The 5,566-nt window shown below is 66.6% G+C and carries 6 protein-coding genes; 5 read left to right on the top strand and 1 reads right to left on the bottom strand.

The window, feature by feature from the left end; genetic code table 11:
* The first annotated feature begins 29 nt into the window (after positions 1–29).
* The 5 genes from araH (at position 30) to pyrF (ending at position 5,017) form a co-directional block, all read left to right on the top strand.
* Positions 30–992, top strand: a complete 963-nt coding sequence (gene araH, locus ACTHL0_RS22925; RefSeq protein ID WP_440569251.1) for an L-arabinose ABC transporter permease AraH — start codon at positions 30–32, stop codon at positions 990–992.
* A gap of 100 nt (positions 993–1,092) precedes the next feature.
* Positions 1,093–1,881, top strand: coding sequence for an SDR family NAD(P)-dependent oxidoreductase (locus tag ACTHL0_RS22920; protein WP_440569249.1), 789 nt, complete (start codon positions 1,093–1,095; stop codon positions 1,879–1,881).
* Positions 1,878–2,780, top strand: coding sequence for an SMP-30/gluconolactonase/LRE family protein (locus ACTHL0_RS22915; RefSeq protein ID WP_440569248.1), 903 nt, complete (start codon positions 1,878–1,880; stop codon positions 2,778–2,780). The genes ACTHL0_RS22920 and ACTHL0_RS22915 overlap by 4 nt, the downstream gene beginning before the upstream one ends.
* A gap of 117 nt (positions 2,781–2,897) precedes the next feature.
* A complete protein-coding gene (locus ACTHL0_RS22910; protein WP_440569246.1) occupies positions 2,898–3,974 on the top strand; it encodes an aldose 1-epimerase in 1,077 nt (358 codons plus the stop codon).
* A gap of 218 nt (positions 3,975–4,192) precedes the next feature.
* A complete protein-coding gene (pyrF, locus tag ACTHL0_RS22905) occupies positions 4,193–5,017 on the top strand; it encodes an orotidine-5'-phosphate decarboxylase (protein WP_440569245.1) in 825 nt (274 codons plus the stop codon).
* A gap of 28 nt (positions 5,018–5,045) precedes the next feature.
* Here the strand turns inward: pyrF and ACTHL0_RS22900 are convergent, their stop codons facing one another.
* Positions 5,046–5,546, bottom strand: coding sequence for a CinA family protein (locus ACTHL0_RS22900; protein WP_440569250.1), 501 nt, complete (start codon positions 5,544–5,546; stop codon positions 5,046–5,048).
* Positions 5,547–5,566 lie beyond the last annotated feature (20 nt).

The following is a 5,566-nucleotide window of genomic DNA, read 5'->3' as shown; positions in this document are numbered from 1 at the left end:
AGGCGGGCGCCAAGCGCGCGGCCGAGGCGTTGATCCCGCAGCCGAACGATCGGCAGAAGTGGTGGCAGCAAGTCACCGAATACAGCCTCATTGTGATTTTCGCCGTGATGTTCGTGACGACGTCGTTGACCGTCGATCACTTCTTCTCGATCGAAAATATGCTCGGCCTCGCGCTGTCGGTGTCGCAGATCGGCATGGTCGCCTGTACGATGATGTTCTGTCTGGCCTCGCGCGACTTCGACTTGTCCGTCGGCTCGACCGTCGCGTTCGCCGGCGTGCTGTGCGCGATGGTGCTCAATGCGACGGGCAACACGTTCATCGCGATCGTGGCCGCGGTGGCGGCCGGTGCCGCGATCGGCTGGGTCAACGGCGCCGTCATCGCGTATCTGCGCATCAACGCGCTGATCACGACGCTGGCCACGATGGAAATCGTGCGTGGGCTCGGCTTCATCGTCTCGCACGGGCAAGCCGTGGGCGTATCGTCGGATACGTTCATCGCGCTGGGCGGACTGACGATGCTCGGCGTGTCGCTGCCGATTTGGGTCACGCTCATTTGCTTTATCGGGTTCGGCGTGCTGCTGAACCAGACCGTCTATGGCCGCAATACGCTCGCGATCGGCGGCAATCCCGAGGCTTCGCGCCTGGCCGGGATCAACGTCGAGCGCACGCGCGTCATGATCTTCCTGATTCAGGGCGCCGTCACCGCACTCGCCGGCGTGATTCTTGCCTCGCGTATCACTTCGGGCCAGCCGAACGCCGCCGAAGGGTTCGAGCTCAACGTCATCTCGGCATGCGTGCTGGGTGGGGTATCGCTGCTCGGCGGCCGCGCGACGATTTCGGGCGTCGTGATCGGCGTGCTCATCATGGGCACGGTCGAGAACGTCATGAATCTGATGAACATCGACGCCTTCTATCAATATCTCGTGCGGGGCGCGATCCTGCTCGCAGCCGTGCTGCTCGATCAGCTCAAGAACCGCGGTTCGCGCGATTGAGCGTGGTCGGCGGTTGACGACCGAAGAACGATAACAAGTGGTGTTCCGGGCCCGCGCGCGATGGCGCGAGCGGGCCCTTGGCCTAACGGAGAATTTCACGATGTCGCTTCCCGACCATCCGCAGCTGGGTCCTTACGCGCGCTACCCCAGCCTCGCGGGCCGCACCGTATTGATCACGGGCGGCGCCACCGGTATCGGCGCTTCGTTCGTCGAACATTTCGCACGGCAAGGCGCGCGTGTCGCGTTTTGCGACATCGACGCGAGTGCGGGCGAGGCATGGGCCGATGCGCTCGGCGATGCGCCTGAAAAGCCGCTCTTTCTCGCCTGCGATGTCACCGACATCGAAGCACTGCGCGCCGCGATCGCCGATGCGCAAAGTGCCCTCGGCCCGATCACCGTGCTCGTCAACAACGCGGCGAACGACGTGCGGCATGCCCTCGCCGATGTCACGCCAGCTTCGTTCGACGCGGGCATCGCCGTCAACCTGCGCCACCAGTTCTTCGCCGCGCAGGCTGTCGTCGAAGACATGAAGCGCGCGGGCGGGGGTTCGATCATCAATCTCGGTTCGATCAGCTGGATGCTCAAGCAAGGCGGCATGCCCGTCTATCTGACGTCGAAGGCGGCGATCCAGGGCCTCACGCATGCGCTGGCCCGCGATCTCGGGCCGTTCGGCATCCGCGTCAACACGCTCGTGCCCGGCTGGGTCCTGACCGAGAAGCAGCGCAAGCTGTGGCTCGACGAAGCGGGCAAACGCGCGTTGAAGGAAGGGCAATGCCTCGACGGCGAACTGATGCCCGAGGATCTGGCACGCATGGCGCTGTTTTTGGCGGCCGACGACAGCCGCATGGTGACGGCGCAGGAGTTCATCGTGGACGGAGGCTGGGCATGAGCGAGCAGGACATTCGAGCCACCGCGACGCTTGCCGTGCCGGTGCAGTGCACGCTGGGCGAGGGCGCGACCTGGTGCGCACGGACAGGCCGCTTTTATTGGACGGACATCGAAGGCGCGTGCCTGTATCGCTACGATCCGGGCACGGGCGAGCGCATGAGCTGGACGATGCCCGAACGGCTGGCGACGTTCGCGCTTTGCGCCGAACCGGATCACCTGCTGCTGGGCCTCGCGACGCATCTCGCCTTTTTCGATCTGACGACGCGCGAGATGCGCCCGATCGTCGACGTCGAGCCGGAGCTCGACACGCGGCTGAACGACGGGCGCTGCGACCGGCAAGGGCGGTTCGTCTTCGGCACCAAGCACGAAGGCGCGCCCATGCGCGCAATCGGCGGCTTTTATCGACTCAACCACGATTTATCGCTCGAGCGGCTGCCGTTGCCGGCACCGGCGATCTCGAACAGCATTTCCTTCAGCCCTGACGGCGCGACGATGTATTTCTGCGATTCGCCGACGCGCGAAATCCTGGCTTGCGATTACGGTGCTGACGGCACGATCGGCAACGTTCGCGTCTTCACGCGGCTCGAAGACGCCGATGGGGTGCCCGACGGCTCGACCGTCGACGCCGATGGCGGGCTCTGGAACGCTCAGTGGGGCGGCGGCCGGGTGGTGCGCTACGGCGCGGACGGCATCGAGACCGAACGTGTGCGCGTGCCGACGAGCCAGCCGAGCTGTGTCGCATTGGGCGGCCCGAATCTCGACACGCTTTACGTGACGAGTGCGCGCGCCGAACTCGATGCGGCTGCCCTCGCGGCCGAGCCGGAGGCGGGCGGGATCTTTGTTGCGCCGGGCACGCGGCGCGGGCTGGCGGAGCCGCGCTTTCTCGGACAGTGGCGGTAATCGCGGGCATTCCGCGTTAAACCGAACGACATATCTGGAGTCAAAGGCGGCAAAGACACGCCTTCGCATACCGCCAAGCCGGCCCCGCCGGCCCGGCGCCTCTCGACGGAGTTGATCATGAGCGCACCGAATACCGACGCCCCCGCTGCCCGGGGGGCGCGTGCTTCCGAGACGCCCAGCAGCCGCACGCAGGCGCGCGGCACCCGCGCCGAGGAGCGCCATGCGAAGCTGGCCTCCATCGTTCAGCCGGTGCGGCCCGGGCCGGCAACCTCGGTGATCGTACGCGGGGCCGCCGGTGCGCACCGTCAAACCGATCTCACCCTCGCCAACGCGCAATTGCGTATCGACCTCGCGCCGGCGCTCGGCGGCGGCATGACGCGCTTCGACTGGCACGGCGACGGCGGCACCCCAACGCCCATTTTCCGCGGTTGCGACGGCGCGCGGCCCGACACGGATCCGAATGCGCTTGCCTGTTATCCGCTCGTCCCGTATTCGAATCGCATCGGCGGGGCGCGCTTTCGCTTCGAGGGGCGTGAGGTGTCCGTTCCGCGCAATCGGGCCGGCGAACCGCTGCCGATTCACGGCGACGGCTGGCTGCGGCCGTGGCGCGTCGTTGAACGCGGCGAGACGCATGCGACGCTCGCACTCGAGCGCGAGCGGGCCAAGCCCTATGCGTATCGCGCGACGCAGCGCTACGTGCTCGACGAGGCGACGCTGTGCGTGACGCTCAGCGTCGAAAACGCCGGGCGCGAGGCGATGCCGTTCGGGCTCGGCTTGCATCCGTTCCTCGCGCGCGATGGCGACACGCGCCTTTCGGCAGCCGCGAGCGGGCTGTGGCTGTCCGGCGACGACTGGCTGCCGGTGCGCCACGTGCCGGTGCCGCCCGCCTGGACGTTCGGCGTGGCTTATCCGTTGCCCGGCGCGCTCGTGAACCACGCTTTCACGCAATGGAGCGGGCGGGCTGCCGTCGTCTGGCCGCGCAAACGGCTATCGCTGACGATCGCAGCCGACGCCGATTATTACGTGCTCTATACGCCGCCCGGTGAAGATTTCTTCTGCTTCGAACCCGTCGATCACCCGATCAATGCGGTCAATCTGCCGGGCGGCGCCTGCGAACACGGGATGACCCTGTTGGCACCGGGCGAGACGCTCGAACGGGAGTTTCGGTTCACGGTCGAGCCGGTCGGCCGCTAGCCGGCACCGAGGCTTGGCCGTTGGCCGCACGGCAATTCGGACGAGCGCGCCGGCGGGCGACACGCTGCGAATGGATGCAGATGGCGCAACGCTAAGCGCTACGTTCTACGGCACCTGCGACACCTGCCGGCCTCCTCGATGCGGCCGTATCCGACCTGCACGCTCGCCCGGGTAAAATACGGGCCTTTCCCGCCACCGGCACCCATCTCGATTTCGTCATGTCCACCACCTACTCGTTCGTCCGCTCGCTGGGCGATGCCTGGCAACGCACGGGCTCGCTGCTCACCGTCGGCCTCGATCCCGAACCGTCGCGTTTCCCGGGCGCGCTCGCCAACCGCCCCGACCGGATTTTCGACTTCTGCCGCGAGATCGTCGACGCGACGGCGCCGTTCGCCAGCGCGTTCAAACCGCAGATCGCCTACTTCGCCGCGCACCGTGCAGAGGATCAGCTCGAAGCGCTGATCGCGCACATCCACGAGCGGCACCCGGGCTTGCCGGTCATCCTCGACGCGAAGCGTGGCGACATCGGCAGCACGGCCGAGCAATACGCGCGCGAGGCATTCGAGCGCTATCGTGCCGATGCCGTGACAGTCAATCCGTACATGGGTTTCGATTCGATCGAGCCGTACCTCGCGCATGACGGCAAGGGCGTCATCGTGCTGTGCCGCACCTCGAACCCGGGCGGCTCCGATTTGCAGTTCCTCGACACGCTAGGGCGGCCGCTGTACCAAGTCGTCGCTTCGCTGGCGGCCGAAAAATGGAATGCGAGCGGGCAGCTTGGCTTGGTGGTGGGGGCGACGTTCCCGAAGGAGATCGAGATCGTGCGCGGTATCGTTGGCGACATGCCGCTGCTGATTCCGGGTATCGGCGCGCAGGGCGGCGATGTGGAAGCGACGGTGCACGCTGGGCGCACGAGCACGGGCGGCGGGATGATGATCAATTCGTCGCGCGCGATTCTCTACGCGGGCAAGGACGAAAACTTCGCGCGGGCCGCCGCGCTTGCCGCCGAGCAAACGCGCGACAAGATCAACGCCTATCGTTGATCGGCAGCGCCGGGTGCGAGCGCTGCGTTCAGCGCTCGTTCTCGTCGAGATGTTTCAGCAGGCCGCGCAGCGCGTGCGCGGCCGCCTGGACGCGAATCTGTTCGCGGTCGCCCTTGAACACCAGCGTTTCGGCCGACGTTTCCAATCGATTGCTCCAGGCGAAGCACACCATGCCGACGGGTTTCGTCTCCGTGCCGCCGCCGGGGCCGGCCACGCCCGTGATAGCGAGTGAGACCTGCGCGTGGCTGTTGCGCAGCGCGCCTTCCGCCATGGCGCGTGCGACGCTCTCGCTGACGGCGCCGTGCTTTTCGATGAGTTCGGCGGGCACGCCGATCATTTCCGTTTTCGCCTGATTCGAATACGTGACGAAGCCGCGCTCGAACCATCCGCTGCTGCCCGAGATGTCGGTCACGGCAGTCGCCACCATCCCCCCCGTGCACGATTCGGCGGTTGCCAGCAGGAGCTGCGTCTCGCGCAGCGTGTTGCCGACGCGCACGGCGAGTTGATGAACGACGGAATCGGTGGGCATTGCAATGATCTCGGCGAGTA

The sequence above is a fragment of the Trinickia sp. genome, assembly GCF_051961175.1.
GTDB lineage: Bacteria > Pseudomonadota > Gammaproteobacteria > Burkholderiales > Burkholderiaceae > Trinickia.
This window is presented reverse-complemented; position numbering and strand designations above follow the sequence as displayed.

What these genes read in the sequence shown, in the direction of transcription:
- ACTHL0_RS22920 (WP_440569249.1), top strand. Translation starts at nt 1,093, where the DNA reads ATGTCGCTTCCCGACCATCCGCAGCTGGGTCCTTACGCGCGCTACCCC.
- ACTHL0_RS22915 (WP_440569248.1), top strand. Translation starts at nt 1,878, where the DNA reads ATGAGCGAGCAGGACATTCGAGCCACCGCGACGCTTGCCGTGCCGGTG.
- ACTHL0_RS22910 (WP_440569246.1), top strand. Translation starts at nt 2,898, where the DNA reads ATGAGCGCACCGAATACCGACGCCCCCGCTGCCCGGGGGGCGCGTGCT.
- pyrF (WP_440569245.1), top strand. Translation starts at nt 4,193, where the DNA reads ATGTCCACCACCTACTCGTTCGTCCGCTCGCTGGGCGATGCCTGGCAA.
- ACTHL0_RS22900 (WP_440569250.1), bottom strand. Translation starts at nt 5,546, where the DNA reads ATGCCCACCGATTCCGTCGTTCATCAACTCGCCGTGCGCGTCGGCAAC.